Annotated in this window: 15 protein-coding genes; 10 read left to right on the top strand and 5 right to left on the bottom strand. The window is 74.5% G+C overall.

All coding sequences use genetic code 11. The annotated features are described in order from the left end of the window. On the bottom strand, window positions 1-1230 hold the full coding sequence (locus DFJ68_RS16265) for an ATP-grasp domain-containing protein (protein WP_121034626.1): 1230 nt from the start codon (window positions 1228-1230) through the stop codon (window positions 1-3). Between the two features lie 171 nt (window positions 1231-1401). Between DFJ68_RS16265 and DFJ68_RS16260 the strand changes: the two genes are divergently transcribed. Together DFJ68_RS16260 and DFJ68_RS16255 are read left to right on the top strand one after the other, a co-directional pair. Further along, window positions 1402-2796, top strand: a complete 1395-nt coding sequence (locus DFJ68_RS16260) for a C39 family peptidase (protein ID WP_121035465.1) — start codon at window positions 1402-1404, stop codon at window positions 2794-2796. Window positions 2797-2829: 33 nt separating this feature from the next. After that, on the top strand, window positions 2830-3174 hold the full coding sequence (locus DFJ68_RS16255; protein WP_147431628.1) for a hypothetical protein: 345 nt from the start codon (window positions 2830-2832) through the stop codon (window positions 3172-3174). 24 nt (window positions 3175-3198) lie between these two features. Here DFJ68_RS16255 and DFJ68_RS16250 read toward each other — a convergent pair whose 3' ends face one another. The 4 genes from DFJ68_RS16250 to DFJ68_RS16235 are packed head-to-tail and all read right to left on the bottom strand — an operon-like array spanning window position 3199 to window position 6729. Then, the gene (locus DFJ68_RS16250) at window positions 3199-3813 is read right to left on the bottom strand and encodes a response regulator transcription factor (RefSeq protein WP_121034624.1); all 615 of its coding nucleotides are present in this window, start codon (window positions 3811-3813) and stop codon (window positions 3199-3201) included. Beyond that, the gene (locus tag DFJ68_RS16245) at window positions 3810-5003 is read right to left on the bottom strand and encodes a sensor histidine kinase (protein WP_211333401.1); all 1194 of its coding nucleotides are present in this window, start codon (window positions 5001-5003) and stop codon (window positions 3810-3812) included. Before DFJ68_RS16245 ends, DFJ68_RS16250 begins: the two co-directional genes overlap by 4 nt. Continuing rightward, window positions 5000-5746 carry an ABC transporter permease gene (locus tag DFJ68_RS16240; RefSeq protein WP_121034623.1) on the bottom strand — a complete coding sequence of 249 codons (747 nt, stop codon included), beginning with the start codon at window positions 5744-5746 and terminating at the stop codon, window positions 5000-5002. Before DFJ68_RS16240 ends, DFJ68_RS16245 begins: the two co-directional genes overlap by 4 nt. After that, window positions 5743-6729: an ABC transporter ATP-binding protein gene (locus tag DFJ68_RS16235; protein ID WP_121035463.1), complete on the bottom strand. Its 987-nt coding sequence runs from the start codon at window positions 6727-6729 to the stop codon at window positions 5743-5745. The genes DFJ68_RS16240 and DFJ68_RS16235 overlap by 4 nt, the downstream gene beginning before the upstream one ends. 143 nt (window positions 6730-6872) lie before the next feature. Here DFJ68_RS16235 and pnuC point away from each other — a divergent pair, with 143 nt between their 5' ends. The 8 genes from pnuC to DFJ68_RS16195 all read left to right on the top strand — a co-directional run bounded on the left by pnuC (window position 6873) and on the right by DFJ68_RS16195 (window position 15454). Continuing rightward, a complete protein-coding gene (gene pnuC / locus DFJ68_RS16230; protein WP_121034622.1) occupies window positions 6873-7472 on the top strand; it encodes a nicotinamide riboside transporter PnuC in 600 nt (199 codons plus the stop codon). After that, on the top strand, window positions 7469-8551 hold the full coding sequence (locus tag DFJ68_RS16225) for an AAA family ATPase (protein ID WP_245963706.1): 1083 nt from the start codon (window positions 7469-7471) through the stop codon (window positions 8549-8551). Before pnuC ends, DFJ68_RS16225 begins: the two co-directional genes overlap by 4 nt. Before the next feature lie 133 nt (window positions 8552-8684). Further along, on the top strand, window positions 8685-8939 hold the full coding sequence (locus DFJ68_RS16220; RefSeq protein WP_147431627.1) for a hypothetical protein: 255 nt from the start codon (window positions 8685-8687) through the stop codon (window positions 8937-8939). A 38-nt stretch (window positions 8940-8977) separates the two neighbouring features. Further along, the gene (locus DFJ68_RS16215) at window positions 8978-10576 is read left to right on the top strand and encodes a MoxR family ATPase (RefSeq protein WP_245963705.1); all 1599 of its coding nucleotides are present in this window, start codon (window positions 8978-8980) and stop codon (window positions 10574-10576) included. A gap of 10 nt (window positions 10577-10586) precedes the next feature. Further along, complete coding sequence (locus tag DFJ68_RS16210) at window positions 10587-11585, top strand: hypothetical protein (protein WP_147431626.1); 999 nt, start codon at window positions 10587-10589, stop codon at window positions 11583-11585. Beyond that, window positions 11582-13417: a hypothetical protein gene (locus tag DFJ68_RS16205; RefSeq protein ID WP_121034618.1), complete on the top strand. Its 1836-nt coding sequence runs from the start codon at window positions 11582-11584 to the stop codon at window positions 13415-13417. Before DFJ68_RS16210 ends, DFJ68_RS16205 begins: the two co-directional genes overlap by 4 nt. Further along, the gene (locus DFJ68_RS16200) at window positions 13414-14031 is read left to right on the top strand and encodes a hypothetical protein (RefSeq protein WP_147431625.1); all 618 of its coding nucleotides are present in this window, start codon (window positions 13414-13416) and stop codon (window positions 14029-14031) included. The genes DFJ68_RS16205 and DFJ68_RS16200 overlap by 4 nt, the downstream gene beginning before the upstream one ends. Then, window positions 14024-15454: an AMP-binding protein gene (locus tag DFJ68_RS16195; protein WP_121034616.1), complete on the top strand. Its 1431-nt coding sequence runs from the start codon at window positions 14024-14026 to the stop codon at window positions 15452-15454. The genes DFJ68_RS16200 and DFJ68_RS16195 overlap by 8 nt, the downstream gene beginning before the upstream one ends. Window positions 15455-15460 lie beyond the last annotated feature (6 nt).

Genomic DNA, 15460 nt, shown 5'->3' with positions numbered 1-15460 from the left:
TCAGCCGGCGTGCACGTGGACGGTGCGCCCGATGTCGTCGAGCATCGACCGGGCCGTGTCGTAGTCGGGGTGGCGCAGACGCACGTAGGCGTTGGCCATGTAGCCGGCCTCGACCGCCTGCGTGCCGTGCCCGACCGGGGGGAAGTGACCGTCGATGAGCCACTCCCCGTAGCGGTCCTGCACATCGTCGATGCCGCTGTAGCCGCGGATGTGACCTTCGTGGTCGGGACGCAGCGCGACGATGCCGGCGGAGTACGTGCGGCGCATCGGCTGCTCGACGGACCGGTGGGTGATGACGTGCGCCCACTCGCGGTACACGTCGACCTCGTTCGCGGCGGAGTAGAGGTCCCACGCACCCACGCCGGGCGGCCGGCATCCGATCTCGCTGAACCGCAAGCCCTTCGGGCCGTAGAACCACTCCATGTGGGTGGCGGACGTCTCGATGCCGAGCACCTCGATGGCGCGGCGGCCGAGCTCGCGCACCTCGTCGTAGAACCCGATGGACGGGTCGTCGATGCGGTTCGTCGTGATGAACTGCGGCGAGATCCACCGGTGGCGCATCGCCTCGAGGACGTTGGGGAAGTAGTGGGTGGCCCAGTCGTGCACGACCCGCCCGTCGAGGGTGATCGTGTCGTAGAAGCCCTCGTGCCCCTCGACGAACTCCTCGATGGCGATGCTCGTGGCGCCCTCGCGCGCGTAGCCCTGCAGGGCGTGCATGAGCTCGTGCTCGTCGTTCACGCGGACGGTGCCCTGCGCGCCCGCCCCCGCGCGCGGCTTGAGGATGAGGGGGTAGCCCTCGCGGTCGGCGAACTCGTGCGCCTGCTCGGCCGACTCGACGGCGGCGCTGGCGGCGGTGGGCACCCCGGCGCGGCGCAGCGCCTCCTTCATCGACGGCTTGTCGCGGCACAGCCACGTCGTGTGCACGCTCGTGCCGGGGATGCCGGTCTGCTCGCGCACCTGCGCGGCGGGCATCGTGTGGGCCTCGACGGTCGCCTCGAGGGCGTCGATCCACGTCTGGCCCTGGAAGAACCGGACCGCCTCGACCATCTGCTCGACGTTCGTCACCGACCCGACGCGGTAGTAGCCCGCGAGCGCCCCGCGCAGCTCGTCACCGAGCTCGTGGTCGTCGGACTCGCCCACGCCGTAGACGTTCGCGCCCACCGAGGCCAGGGCGTGCACGAAGCGGCGCTGGTTCGCCGGGAAGTTCGGCTCGACGAAGATGATGTTCACGGGCCCGACGCTATCGGTCGGGGTGGGCCCCCGCCACGCGCCGCGACGGTGACGAGAGGATGCCGGTCGGCCGGCTCTCCGTGCGGCGCCGCGGTTCTCGGGTCGCGGGGTCACGGGGGCAGGGGCAGAGTGGAGCGGGTCCGCGCCCCCGCACCCCACGAGGCCTCGCCCATGCGCCCCACCCGGCCCACCTCCACGAGCACCGTCCGACCCGCCTTCCGACGCGACACGACCGGTCGCCTGCGTCGCCCGCTCAGCGTGGCCGCCGTGGTCACCCTGCTCGCCGTCCCGGCGGCCGGGGTCGCGGCCGGAGGTGCGGCCGCCGCCGACCCCGCCACGACGGCATCCGGTGAGGGCGACACGGCCAAGATCACGGTCACGCACTGGGACGACCTGCGCGACTGGAACCGGGGCACCTTCGACAACGTGTGGCCCGACGGCAGCGGGGCGCTCACGATCGACTCGAACCGCGCCGGCGCCCGCGTCACCTACACCGACCCCTTCGGCGACGGCACCGCCCGGCGCTACGTCACGGGCAGCTGGACCTCGCCCGTCGTCACACCCGGCTACGCCGTCGACGAGTCGATCTCGTCGTGGAACGCCCGCACGCCGACGGGGACCTTCGTCGAGACCACCTTCCGCGGACGCCTCGCCGACGGGACGTGGACGAAGTGGTACGTCATGGGCCGCTGGACCTCCGGCGACGACTACGCCGAGGGCGACATCCACCGCACGTCCGTCGACGGACAGGGCGACGAGAACGCGAACATCTGGACCGACACGTTCTCGGCCCGCACCGGCCACGAGCCCGTCGCCTTCCAGACGCGGGTCACCCTGCTCAAGCCCGAGGGCACCAACGCGAGCCCGAAGCTCGACGGCATCAGCACGATGACGAACGAGCTGCTCGGCGAGTACCCGGGCACGAGCACCTTCACGCTCGGGCGGGCCACCGAGCTGCCCGTGCCGCGCTTCTCGCAGAACATCCACCGCGGCGAGTACCCGCAGTACGGCGGGGGCGGCGAGGTGTGGTGCTCACCGACGTCGACGTCGATGGTCCAGTACTTCTGGGGGCGGCAGCACCGGGTGCCGCCACGCGAGCTCGCCGACGTCGTCTCGCCGAACGGCGACCCGCAGGTGCCCTACGCCGCGATCAACACGTGGGACTACACGTACGAGGGCTCCGGCAACTGGCCCTTCAACGCCGCCTACGCGCACCGCTTCGGCCTCGACGCGCAGGTGACACGGCTGCGCTCACTGGCCGAGGCCGAGCGGTTCGTCTCCGCCGGCATCCCCCTCGTCTTCTCGGCGTCGTGGGATCTCGACGAGATGCCGGAGGCGGGCTACGACACGAACGGGCACCTGCTCGTGCTCGTCGGCTTCACCGCCGACGGCGACCCGGTCATCAACGACCCCGCCTCGCCCTCCGACGCGGCCGTGCGGCACGTCTACACGCGCGCGAACTTCGAGAAGGTCTGGCAGGAGGCCACCGGCGGCGTCACCTACGTCATCCACCCGTCCGACGTGCCGCTGCCGACACACCCGGCGGGTCTGACGCCGAACTGGTGACACCCGGGGGCCGCCAGGGCTACGGTCGGGGCCGTGCATCGCCCTCGACACGGGAGTCCGGCGGCCCTCGCAGTCATCGTGCTGCTCGTGGCCGTCACCGCGTTGTGCGGGCGGCTGGCCTGGGTGCGGGCCGAGACCGGCGAGGCCGGCCTCACGCCGTCGCCCGCGCCGCCCAAGGTGCACCTGGCCGACCGTGACTACCTGCGCGCCACCGGCGGGCTCCCGCTCCCGGCGACCGCCCGCGAGGTCGGCACCACCTCCGGCGGGGGCGCGATCCTCAGCGAGCCGATGCCCCGGGTGCCGGATGCCGTCCCCGTCGTCGTGTGGGTGCGCGACGGTGCCGCCGTGGCGCAGTACTCCCTCAGCGGCGGCCCCTGACGCGGTGCACCGAGGGGTCGCGGCTCACAACCAGCCGCGGTCCTGCGCGACGCGCGCGGCCTGCGCCCGGGTGGAGGTCGACGTCTTGCCGATCGCGCTGCTCAGGTGGTTGCGCACGGTTCCGGCCGAGAGGTGCACGCGACCGGCGATCTCGGCGACGGTGCCGCCGTCGAGCGCGACCCGCAGCACGTCCTGCTCGCGCTCGGTGAGCGGGTTGGCGCCGTCGGCGAGCGACTCGGTGGCGAGCGACGGGTCGACGACCCGCAGCCCCGCGTGCACCTTGCGCACGGCCTCGGCGAGCTGGCGGGCCGGGGTGTCCTTGACGACGAACCCCGACGCCCCCGCCTCGAGCGCCCGGCGCAGGTAGCCCGGCCGCCCGAAAGTCGTGACGATGAGGGTCCGCACCCCAGGCAGGGCGGCGCGCACGGCGGCTGCGGCCGCGATGCCGTCGAGCCCGGGCATCTCGATGTCGAGCAGGCAGACGTCGGCGCCCGACGACCGGGCGGTGTCGACGACGGCGTCGCCGGTACCGACCTCGGCGACGACCTCGAGGTCGGTCTCGAGGTCGAGCAGCGCGGCCAGCGCCCCTCGCACCAGGGCCTGGTCGTCGGCCAGCAGCACCTTGATGGTCCCGCTCACATCGTCACCTCCAGCACGGTGCCGTGCCCGTCACGGCCGGTCTGCAGCGACACGGTGCCACCCGCCGCCGCGACGCGCTCGCGCAGCCCCCGGATGCCGTTGCCCTCGGGTCGGCCCTCGACCCCGCGGCCGTCGTCGGTGACGACGAGGCGGGCGGTGCCGAGCTCGACGTCGCACCGGTCGGCGTCGCTGTGGCGCACGACGTTCGTCACCGCCTCGCGCAGCACCCAGGCGAGGACCATGCGGTGCCGGGGGTCGACGACGCCGACGTCGAGGGCCCCGTCGGCCGCGAGGTTCGAGGCGATGCCGGCCGCGGCGAGCGCGCTCCGGGCCGAGTCGAGCTCGTGGTCGAGCCGGGCGGCGCGCAGGCCGCCGACCGTCTCGCGGATCTCGGCCAGCGCCTGCCGCGTCAGCGTCTGGATCTCGACGAGCTCGGCCCGGGCCCGCTCGGGGTCGCGGTCGACGAGCCGCTCGGCGAGCTCGGCCTTGAGGGTGACGACGGTGAGCGAGTGGCCGAGCACGTCGTGCACGTCGCGTGCCACCCGTTCGCGCTCGGCGACGACGGCGAGCCGGTCCCGCACCTGCTCGAACCGCTCGCCGGCCTCGGTCGCGACGCGGACGAGGCCGACGGCGACCCCCACCGAGAGCACGACGACGCCGAACGACCACCACTCCTCGAGCCGGCCCAGCGCCAGCGGCAGCAGCAGCACGACGGCGACGCACACGCCGCAGACGGCGAACGCCCAGCGCACCGGCAGGGCGAACATCGCGAACGAGAGCACGAAGGGCGCGAAGCCGAGGGCGTCGAGCCCGATGACGGGCGCCTCCGCGAGCGCCAGCAGCGTGAGCAGCACGAGACTGCGCGTGGGCGACCACGAGGCGGGGACGTAGCGGCGCTCCTGTCGGGCGTCGAGCCGCTCCATCCCGAAGACGTAGACGACGACGAAGGCGGCGATGAGCAGCACGCCGTACGCCTTGGCCATCCAAGAGTCCACGCCGAGCACCGCGAGCAGCGGGTAGATGAGGAAGACGAGCCAGACCGAGCGCATGACGACGCCGAACCGCTCCCACGGGTTGCGCACGGTGTCGTCGCCGGCCGGCCCACCGGCATCCGTCACGGGGGTGGATGCGGCGGATGCCGGCGGGTCGGGGGGTGCCGCCCGCCGGACGTCGCGCTCGGCCTGGGTCACTGGCGCTCCCGGCCCTTGCGGGTGAAGTACACGGCGCCGACGGCGAAGACGGCGAGCCAGACGAGGGCGTTGGTGAGCGGCACCCAGAGCGGGTCGAACGACCCGTCGGCGAGGTTGCCCTCGGTGACGGGGTAGCGGGCCAGCCCGACGTAGCCGTAGAGCGGCGTGAACTTGGCGATCGTCAGCATCACCCCCGAGAGTGGCACGAAGACGTTGCCGAGGAACGCGAAGATGATGACCGAGCCGGTCGCGGCGCCGAGGGCCGCCTCCGAGCGGAAGGCCGAGCCCATGAGCAGGCCGTAGAGGGAGAAGATCGACGAGCCGGCGAGGCAGATGAGGGCGCTGAGCACCCAGGCCCCCGCGTCGCCCCGGGCACCGGTGAGCCCGCCGAGCAGGTAGATGAGCACGATCGGGATGGCGGCGACGGTCATCCCGATGATCGCTTTCATGCCGATGTAGCCGGAGTCGCGCAGCGGTGTGAGGCCGAGCTGGCGGCCCCAGCCCTGCTGGCGCTCGAGGGCCGCGTTGCCCCCGACGCTCGTCGTCGCGAGCACGGCGCCGTAGGCCGCCATGCTGATCATCACGTACATGGCGACGTTGCCGTTGCCGACCGTCTCGTCCTTGGCCTGCACCGTCGAGCCGAAGACGAGGTAGAGGAACGCGGGCAGCACGGCGGTGAAGAACATGCCGGTGTAGTTGCGCGTGACCCGGCGCATCTCGAGCAGGGTGTAGGTCGGGTTCATCGGACGGTCTCCGTGATCGAGTCGTGGGTGGTGTCGGAGGTGGTGTCGGAGGTGATGGCCATGAAGGCCTGCTCGAGGCTGGCGGTGACGATCTCGAGGTCGCGTCCGCCGAGCTCGCCGAGCAGCAGCCGGGCGACGGCGTCGCTGTCGGTCGCCGTGACGACGACCCGGCTGCCGCGCTGCTCGACGGAGTGCACGCCCGGTTCCGACCGCAGCCGGGCGACGACGCCGCCCGGGTCGGCCCCGTCGCCGGCGGAACCGTCGGGCAGGGTCGCCGACACGGTGCGGCCGCTCGCCCGCGAGCGGATCTGCGCCGTGCTGCCGTCGGCGACGAGGCGGCCGTCGGCGACGAGGACGATGCGGTCGGCGAAGGCGTCTGCCTCCTCGAGGTAGTGCGTCGCGAAGACGACGGTCCGCCCGGCCGTGGCGTCGGCGCGCATCGTGTCCCAGAAGTCGCGGCGGGCGGTCACGTCCATGCCGGCGGTGGGCTCGTCGAGCACGAGCAGCCGCGGGTCGGGCAGCAGCGCGAGGGCGAACCGCAGCCGCTGCTGCTCACCACCCGAGCACTTCGACACCTTGCGGTCGACGAGGGGCCCGAGGCCGGCCCGCTCCACCACCTCGGCGACGGGGGTGTGCGACGGGTAGGTCGAGGCGAGCATCCGCACCGTCTCGACGACGGTGAGGTCGCGCAGCAGGCCGCCGGTCTGCAGCACGGCCGACACGAGGCCGGCGTCGACGGCGGCGCGCGGCGCGTCACCGAAGACCCGCACGGTGCCGTCGGTCGGCATCGTCAGGCCGAGCACCATGTCGAGGGTCGTCGTCTTGCCGGCGCCGTTGGGGCCGAGGAAGGCGACGACCTCGCCCGCGTCGATGCGCAGGTCGATGCCCCGCACCGCCTCGACCCGGCTGCCGCGCGGGCCCTTGAAGCTCTTCGTCACGCCCGCCAGCTCGACCGCCGGTGCGCCGTTCCGTGTCCTGTCCATGACGACCACCCTGCCCGCCTTCGGCCACTCCGGCCTCCGGCGGTCGTCACGACCCACCCATGACATCCGTCAGGGTCGGGCTCAGGGCGGGCGCATAACGGCCGGTCGGGCCCCCTGCCCGGCCACGGGATACGTTGTCGCCCATGGACTGGACCGAGGTCGTCGGCTTCGTCACGGGCGGCCTGTGCGTCTGGCTGACGGTGCGCCGCAGCATCTGGAACTTCCCCGTCGGCATCGTCAACAACGTCTTCTTCATCGTCCTGTTCGTCGGCGCCGGGCTCTATGCCGACGCCGCGCTGCAGGTCGTCTACATCGTGCTCGGGCTGCTCGGCTGGTTCTGGTGGCTGCGCGGCGGCCCCGACCGCACGGCCCTGCGGGTGCGGGCCACCCCGCGCTGGGGGTGGGTGGCCGCGGTGGTGGCGACCGGCATCCTGACCCTCGCGGTGTGGTCGGTGCTGACGAGCCACACCGACTCCGACGTCGCGACGTGGGACGCGCTGACGACCTCGCTCAGCCTCGTCGCGCAGGTCATGCTGGGCCTCAAGTGGGTCGGCAACTGGGCCTTCTGGATTGCGGCCGACGTCGTCTACGTCCCGCTCTACCTGCACAAGGGCCTGGCCCTCACGGCCGTGCTCTACGTCGGGTTCCTCGCCCTGTGCGTCGTCGGCCTGCGCCAGTGGCGCCGGGCCCGCGAGGATGCCGTCCGGCCGGCACCCGTACCCGCGCGGGAGGTGGCGGCGTGAGCGACCCGGGCACGACGGCATCCGTGAAAACTGCTGACACGCAAAGCGGCCGGCGCTTCGGGCACGGTCTCGTCATCGGCAAGTTCTACCCCTTCCACGCCGGGCACCAGGCGCTCGTGCGCGCGGCGACCTCGAGCTGCGACCGCGTCACCGTCGAGGTGATGGCGCACGCCGTCGAGTCGATCGACGTGGACACCCGGGTGGCGTGGGTGGCCGGCGAGCACCCCGACGCGCGCGTCGTCGCGGCGCCCGACGAGCACGAGGTCGACTTCGACTCCCCCGAGGTCTGGGACCTGCACATGGAGGTCATCGAGTCGCACCTCGACGGCCCGGTCGACGCGGTGTTCACCAGTGACGAGTACGGGCGGGAGATGGCCCGACGGCTCGGCGCGACGTGGGTTCAGGTCGACCCCGGGCGCGCGTCGACGCCGATCTCGGGCACCGCGGTGCGCGCCGACCCGGCGGCGAACTGGTGGGCGCTGCCGACCCCCGTGCGTCGGTGGTTCACCCGCCGCGTCGTCGTGCTCGGGGCCGAGTCGACCGGGTCGACGACGCTCGCGACGGCCCTCGGCGAGCACTACAACACCGCGGTCGTGCCCGAGTACGGGCGCGAGTGGACGGCCGAGCGGCCCGGCGGGTTCGAGGCGCCCTGGCAGTCGGCCGAGTTCGACCTCGTGGCGCGGGTGCAGGCCGAGCTCGAGGACGGCGCTGCCGGGCGCGTCGCCCGCCCCCTGCTCATCTGCGACACCGACGTGCTCGCCACCACGCTGTGGCACGAGCGGTACGTGGGCCGCGCGTCCGAGACGGTGGTGGCCCTCGCCCACCGCCGACCGGTGCCGTCGCTCTACCTGCTCACCGGCGAAGAGATCCCGTTCGTGCAGGACGGGATGCGCGACGGCGAGCACGTGCGCGAGTCGATGCAGCAGCGCTTCCGCGAGGTGCTGCGCCAGGTCGAGGCCAACCGCGGCGTCCCGTGGGTGGAGGTTCACGGCACGCCGGAGCAACGCCTCGAGGTGGCCGTCGCCGCCGTCGACGAGGTCGTCGCCGCGGGCTGGGACCTCGCCGCCCCGCTCGGCTGACCGACCACCCTCGCGTGACCAGCCGATGCACCGCTCGACGAGAGTTCATGAGCGCCACGTCCCGCAGTGCGCGCAGGTCATCACCTAGGCTCGGCGGCTCATCCGCAGCAGGTCGACCTGAGAGGAACACCCCGTGAAGTTCACACGTATGGGCACCGCGCTGGCCGTAGCCACCCTCGTGTCCGGAGGGGCGGTCGCGGCAGCCGGGCCTGCCTCCGCCGGCGTCATCTACGGGTCGTGGACGGGCTCGACGAAGTCCCGGTGTGCAGCCGCCACCGCCGCTGGCCTCGGCTACGAAGCAGCTCAGGGTAGTCAGGTCTCGATCATCAGCTATTGCCGTTTCACGCACGGGGTGGGCTACGTGACCAAGGTGCGCATCGTCATCTGAGCCGAGGCTCTGCGCCTGTCGATGGCATGATCGCGGACGTGACGACGCCCGGGGAGCCCAGCCGCAGCCCGCTCGGCCACGTCTCGAACGCACCCACGCGCCCGCACTCCGGGGGCCGCGCGCCCGACGAGCTCGACCTCACTGACCTCTACGGCACCGCGTCGACGGGGGCCGGCGAGGATGCCGGTGGGCCGGCCCTCGACGAGAAGCTGCGCCAGGCGTACTTCTGGGTCACCAACCACGCCATCATCAGCCCCCACTACGACGTCGAGTTCGACGACGGCCCGAGCCGGCGGATCCGCCTGGGCGACAGCGGCGGCGAGCTCGTGCTGCCGAGCGGTCAGTCGTACTCGAGCTTCGTGCTCATGCCCCTGCTCACCTTCATGGTGCGCGGCCGCTGCCTGCTCGTCGGCGGGCCGGGCCGCGGCAAGACGGCGAGCTCGCTGCTCATGGGCGTGCTCGCCGGCTACACCCCGCGCGAGATGCGCCGGGCCATGCAGCACGGTCACCCGCAGCTGACGGTCTCCGACCTGTTCGGCACCCCGCTGCCCCGTGATCTCGTCGAGGCCGAGAAGCTGTCCGACGTCGACGTCGCCTGGCGGTCGTGGCTCGGCATGCGGGTCAAGATCGTCGACGAGTACAACCGCATCCCGACCCGCACCCAGTCGGCGCTGCTCACGGTGCTCGCCGACGGCTACGTCGAGAGCTTCGACCAGGTCTACGAGACCGGCCGCAGCGCCTGGTACCTCACCGCCAACGACGACGCCGGCGGCGGCACCTACCAGGTCATCGACGCCCTGCGCGACCGCATCGACGTCGTCGTGGCCGCCCTGCCCTTCAACAACCGCTTCCTTCCCGCCCTCGTGGCGCGGGAGGAGCGCCGCGTGCGCCCCGAGGACGTCGTCCCCGAGAGCATCGTCTTCAGCGAGGCCGAGCACGACCGCCTGCACCGCGAGGTGCTGGCCGTACCCCTGCCGCGGCGGGTGCTGCGTCGCGTCGAGCACTTCGCCGGGCAGTTCGAGTACCTCGAGCGGGCCGGTCGGCAGTTCGAGTACCGGACGAAGGACACCGCCCGCCTCGCCGGCGTCGACCCCCACCTCGTGCAGCAGGACGACACCGGGCGCGACCCCCGCAGCGACGTCGGCACGCAGACGACGGCGGGCCTGTCGGTGCGCGCCCTGCAGTCGATCGTGCTCTACGCCAAGGCGATGGCCTACTTCCGCGGCGACACCGAGGTCGCCGTCGAGCACGTGCGCGCCGTGCTGCCCTTCGTGCTGTGGCAGAAGCTGCCGGTCGACCACGAGGCCCGCGCCTTCGACGCCCCCGGTGGCGCCGAGCTGCGCACCGACCGCGTCTCGTGGCTGCGCGCGATGTTCGACACGACGTGCCGGCTCTACGACGCGGACGGCCTCGACGCCGACGACCCGGTGGGCGCAGCCCTCGACCTCTTCGACCGCGGTCTCGACGGGCTGTCGGCATCCGACGTGCGGACCCGGCTCACCGACGTCGAGCGGGTGCTCGAGGACGTCGCCTCGCAGCGCAAGCTCTACGGCCACCTCTACGACGACGTCCTCGCCCTCAAGTACCTGCACCAGCGCTACACCAACTACCTGGCGTGGCTGCGGTGGTCGGGGTGAGGTCGACCCCGTGACCGATCGCGCGAGGGATGCCGGTCAGCCCCCTGCCGCTGCCCGGTGGGCGGCCGCGGTGGCGCGGTCGGCCGACGGGCTGGCCCGGTCGGTGGCCACCGCGCGGGCGGGCGGCGCGTCCGACGCGCAGATCGCCGAGGCGCTCCGGGCGACCGGGCCGGCCTTCGAGCGCTGGCTCGACCGCCAGCCCGCGGTGGCGGCCTCCACCGCGACCACCGACGCCTGGGCGCTCGGCTGGGCGACCGTCGTGCTGCGGCTCGTGCCCGCCCGTCGCTACGCCGAGGGGTCACTCGCCCGCTGGGTCGTCGACTGGGTGGTGCCGGCCCTCGTGGCCGACGTTCGCGACCTGTCGCCCTCCGTCGTCGGCGACCTCGTCGAGTCGGCGACGCGGCTCTGGGGTCACGCCGACCTGACGGCGTGGGCCAGAGGGCTCGAAGCGGGCCTCCGGGCCTGGCCCACCGACACCAGCCTCACCGACGACCGGCTGCGTGCCCTCGGCGCCGTGGCGGCCTGGCGCGCCGGCCACGTCCGGCTCCGGGCGGCCGCGTCGCAGGCGGCCGAGGCGCTGCCGGACGTCGTGCTGACGGCGACGCTCCAGGTGGACGCCGAGGTCCGAGAGACGTTGCGGCGCAACGCGACCCACCCCGTGTGGTGGCCGGACGGCGGCGGTGACCGACGCATCGGGGCCTTCCGCGCCTTCGGTGGGGCGTGGACCGCCCCTCCGGTCGTCGTGGGCGGCGACGGGCTGCGCTGGGACGTGCGCGCGGGGGGCGACGCCTTCACCGTGGTGGCCGACGCCTTCGGCGACACGGTGCTGCCGGCCGGGCCCGCCGGGGATGTCGACCCGGCACCGGCCCCCGAGCCCTGGTGGTCTCGACACGGAGAGGACGTCACCGGCGCGGCCCGCGCCGCCGGGGCGGTGCTCATGAGCACCCGCTGGAGCCACCGCCTCACGCTGCGGCCCGACGAGAGCGCCGGCGGCGAGGTGGGCGGATGAGCGCCGACGTCGACCAGGACCTCGACCTCGGGGTCATCGCCGAACGGTGGCGGGCCGCGTGGCCCGACGCCCTCGACTGCTGGGGCCCGTCGCTGCGCCTCGCCGAGCCCGTCTTCGTCACCGCTGCCGGGGCACCCGCCGCCCTCGCGTGGTTCGACCTCGACGACGTGCGGGCGACGGTCGACCTGCGCACGGTGGTACGGCTCGGCCTGCAGGACGACCCGCTGCCCGTGCTGGCCCACGAGATCGGCCACCACGTGCTCGCGCCCGCCGACGCCACCGGTCGGGCCCGCATCGTCGAGCGGTGCCGACGCGGCCTCGGCGACCGGCCCGAGCAGGCGGCGCTGGTCAGCAACCTCTGGACCGACCTGCTCATCAACGACCGGCTGCACCGCCTCCGGGGCCTCGACCTCACCGGGCCGTACGTCGCGGCCCGCCGTCTCGCCGCCACCCCGGTGGCCCGCCGCCGGCGCGGCGCGGCCGGCGATCCGCACCCAGCCCCCACCTCCTACTTCGACGTCTACCTGCGGGCCTACGAGCGGCTCTGGTCGCTGCCCCGGGGCAGCCTCGTCGACCTGGCCGGGGCGGCCGGCACCGGCGACGTCGAGCTCGACGCCGGCTTCCTCGCCCGGCACGCCCGGGTCTTCGCCCGCGACCCGGTCGGCGGCGCGGCGGGGTTCGCCGCCCTCGTGCGCCGCTACCTGCCCGACCCCGCCGCCCCCGACGCGGTGGCCCCGTCGGGCCCCCTCGTCGCGAGCGGCCCGTGCCGCGTCGTCGCGAACGGGTCGCAGGCCCCCGACGTCGGTGAGGCCGACGACCTCACCGCCCCGGTCGTGCACCCCGCCCGCGACCCCCGGGTCAACCCCCTCGCGAGGGAGGACGACACTCCCGGCGGGCACGGCCGGGCACCCGACGGTGACGCGGTGCGCACCGGTGTCCACGGGCAGGGTTTCGGGCCCTCCGACCTCGCGACCCTCTACACCGCCCTCGACCTCGACCGGGACGCCGCCGTCGACTGGTACCGGGCCCGGGCGCGGCGTCACCTCGTGCCCTTCCCGGTCGACCGGGAGGCGCCCGAGGGCGAGCCCGAGCTGCAGGGGCTCGAGACGTGGGAGGTCGGCGACGACCTCGCCGAGGTCGACTGGATCGGCACGACGTCGCGCTCGGCGACGGTGCTGCCCGGAATGACGACGGTGCGCCGGGTCGTCGAGAGCGACCGCGGGTCCGACCCGCGGCCACGGCCGGTCGACCTCGACCTCTACGTCGACTCCTCCGGCTCGATGCCCGACCCGCGGGGCCTCGTGTCGCCGGCCGTGCTCGGCGGCGCGGTGCTCGTGCTGTCGGCGCTGCGCGTCGGGGCGAGGGTGCGGGTGACGAGCTGGTCGGGACCGGGTCAGGTGACGAGCAGCGGCGGGCTCGCCCGCGACGAGCCGGCCGCCCTCGCCGCCCTGCTCACCTACCACGGGGGCGGCACGAGCTTCCCCCTCGCGCAGCTGGCCGACGCCCACCCCCGCCGCGCCGGCCGTGGCGGCGGAGGCGGCGGTGGCGGCGGTTCCACCGGGGACCGGCGCTGCCACGTCGCCGTCATCTCCGACGACGGCGTCGAGTCGCTCTTCGGCACGGGCCAGCCACCCGAGCTGCACGACGCGGCGCACACCGCCCTCGCCGGCGCCGGTGGCGGCGGGACGCTCGTGCTGCAGGTGCCTCCGGGGGTCGCCGAGCGGACCCGGGCCCGGGCCGGCGACTGGTCCGTCGTCGGCGTGCAGGAGGCGGACGACATCGTCGGGCTCGCACGCTCGTTCGCCGCACGACGGTGGGGGGCCGACCGATGACGCCCCGCGCGACCCCGCCCGCCGCCCCGGCCGGTGCGCCGCTCGACCGCCCCCTGCCGGGCACCGACGCCGGGCCACCTCTCACCGCGGTCGTGGCCCGGCTGCTGCGCACGCCCGCGGAGGTGCGCTCCCCCGACATCGTGACCCGCGCCCTGCTTGCCGACGCGCTCGAGCTGGCCGGGCGACGGCCCGCCCGCGACTGGTCGGCCCTCGGCTCCCTCTCGATCGCCCATCGCCTCGCCCTGCAGGTCGGTGCCTGGCTGCTGGCCGAGCGCGCGTGGTCGACGCAGCTCGGGCGCCGTTCGGGCGACGAGGTGCTCGCCTCCCTGCTCGCGTTCGCGACCCTCGTCGACGCCCTGCCCCTCGCGCAGTGGTTCGGCGACGACCCCGACCGCCAGGAGGAGGTGGCCCGGGCCTGGTTGCGGTGTCTCGGCCTGCGGCCGCGCGACGAGACCCACGACGTGGCCGAGGACGCCTGGGCCGCGACGAGCACGTCCCGCCGCGGCGAGGCCCTGCGCCGCGCGGCGGTCGAGCAGGCCCGAGCCGACGAGCTGGCCCGCCGTCTCACCGAGAAGCGGGCGCGCGAGGCCGCCGCGCAGTACACCCATGTCTGAGTCCCCCGGCCTGCCGGGCCCCGCCGGCCTCACCGCGCTCCCCGGGTACGAGCCGATGGGGGATGCCGTCCGGCCCGACACCGAGCGGTGGCCCGGCCTCGACGCGGCGGGGTGGGACCGCCTTGCCGCGCTGCGGGACCATCCCCACGCCCCGAGGTGGACGCACGCGTGCGGCGACCTGCTCACCGACGACGACCGGATCGCCTTGCAGGAGTGGTCCGCTCGTCTGTCCGAACACGAGAGCGACCGCCGACCGGAGCCGCCCGACTGGCTGCTCGCCGAGCTCGACCGGCTGCGGCACGTCGTCCCCCTGCTGCGGCGGCTCGGCGTCCGGGGGTGGGAGGACGTGCCGCTGCTGTCACGGGCGGACCTCGTGCGGGCCGTCGCCGACCTCGTCCCCGTCGACGTCCCCCTCGACCGCGTCGTGCAGGGGACGAGCTCGGGCAGCACCGGCTCGGCCCTCGTCATCCCCTGGCACCCGGTCGACATCGCCAAGGACGTCCCCCTGCTCGAGCACCTGCTGCGTCGCGAGGACGTCGACTGGCGGCCGGACGCCGGCCGGATGGGGCTGCTCAGCGTCGTCGACCAGGAGCAGGCCTTCACCTACGCGTCGCTGCTCACGACGCGGGGCGACCAGACCATGGCCCGGGTCAGCCTGCACCCGTCGGCGTGGGGCGGAGCGGACCCACGGGCCGACCGGGCCGCCTTTCTCGCCGCGGCCCGGCCCCAGGTCGTCACCGGCTCCGCCCTCAGCCTGCTCGCCCTCGCCGCCGTCGTGGGCGCCGACCTCAGCGGCTCCGCAGACCGCCGCCTGCGGCCCCTCGCGGTCGTCTCCGGGGCCGTCGAGCTGTCGGGCCCCGCGCGCGACGAGCTCTCACGCGTGCTCGGCTGCCCCGTGCTCGACCTCTACGGCCTGCGCGAGGTCGGGCCCGTCGCGGTCGCGACGTCGGCCGACGGCGGGCACCGGCTCGTCCCCCGGCGCACCCACGTCGAGATCGTCGACGCCGCAGGGCGACCCGTGCCGGACGGCACCCCTGGCGAGGTCGTCGTCAGCAGCGTCGAGAACCCGTACCTGCCGCTGCTGCGCTACCGCACCGGTGACCGCGCGGCCCTCGTGGGCACGGGCGCCGACCGTCGTCTCGTCGGCCTCGAGGGCCGGGAGGCCGTGCTCTTCACCGCCGGGTCGGGGCGCCGGGTCCAGTCGGTCGAGCTGACCCAGCAGATGCAGCGGCACGGCGTGCTCGCCTGGGCGGTCGGGCAGTCCGCCGACGGCGGCGTCACCGCGCGCTGCGTCGGCGGCGACGCCGACGCGGCCGGGCGTGCCCTCGCCACCCTGCTCGACCAGCCGGTGACCGCGACCGCGCTGACCGGCATCCGCGACCTCGGGCCGGGCAAGCCGCGGCGCTTCACGTCCGAGGCGTGACGCAGG

Origin of the sequence: Terracoccus luteus (assembly GCF_003635045.1) — a bacterium.
Lineage (GTDB): Bacteria > Actinomycetota > Actinomycetes > Actinomycetales > Dermatophilaceae > Terracoccus > Terracoccus luteus.
The sequence above is the reverse complement of the archived record's forward strand: the minus strand, read 5'-3'. Positions and strand labels throughout refer to the sequence as shown.

Excerpts from the sequence above, each read along its gene's own strand:
- DFJ68_RS16195 (WP_121034616.1), top strand. The coding sequence starts at position 14,024 with ATGTCTGAGTCCCCCGGCCTGCCGGGCCCCGCCGGCCTCACCGCGCTC.
- DFJ68_RS16200 (WP_147431625.1), top strand. The coding sequence starts at position 13,414 with ATGACGCCCCGCGCGACCCCGCCCGCCGCCCCGGCCGGTGCGCCGCTC.
- DFJ68_RS16235 (WP_121035463.1), bottom strand. The coding sequence starts at position 6,729 with ATGGACAGGACACGGAACGGCGCACCGGCGGTCGAGCTGGCGGGCGTG.
- DFJ68_RS16240 (WP_121034623.1), bottom strand. The coding sequence starts at position 5,746 with ATGAACCCGACCTACACCCTGCTCGAGATGCGCCGGGTCACGCGCAAC.
- DFJ68_RS16260 (WP_121035465.1), top strand. The coding sequence starts at position 1,402 with ATGCGCCCCACCCGGCCCACCTCCACGAGCACCGTCCGACCCGCCTTC.
- pnuC (WP_121034622.1), top strand. The coding sequence starts at position 6,873 with ATGGACTGGACCGAGGTCGTCGGCTTCGTCACGGGCGGCCTGTGCGTC.
- DFJ68_RS16205 (WP_121034618.1), top strand. The coding sequence starts at position 11,582 with ATGAGCGCCGACGTCGACCAGGACCTCGACCTCGGGGTCATCGCCGAA.